The organism is Lysinibacillus sp. RU7, assembly GCF_057837305.1.
The window spans coordinates 1-258 of the sequence record NZ_JBYQFK010000183.1; the positions used below are offsets into that span (position 1 = coordinate 1).

Below are 258 nucleotides of genomic sequence, written 5' to 3' on the forward strand. Positions count from 1 at the left end.
GCCACAGATTTGCTGTTGGCTGAATCAATGGAGTTACACCATGTCTAAGGTTTGCCAAGTTACCGGCAAGCGTCCAGTCGTTGGTAACAACGTCCCACACGCCAACAACAAAACCAAGCGCCGGTTCGAGCCGAACCTGCACCACCACCGTTTCTGGTTAGAAAGCGAAAAACGTTTTGTACGTCTTCGTTTAACCACTAAAGGTATGCGTATTATTGACAAATTGGGTATCGAAAAGGTTGTTGCAGACCTTCGTGC

General features: G+C 47.7%; 1 protein-coding gene. It reads left to right on the forward strand.

Features of this window, described 5'->3' with window-relative positions; all coding sequences use genetic code 11:
• Positions 1-40: 40 nt before the first annotated feature.
• On the forward strand, positions 41-258 hold a 218-nt coding region (gene rpmB / locus AC3II9_RS22025; RefSeq protein ID WP_489158858.1), incomplete at its 3' end, for a 50S ribosomal protein L28.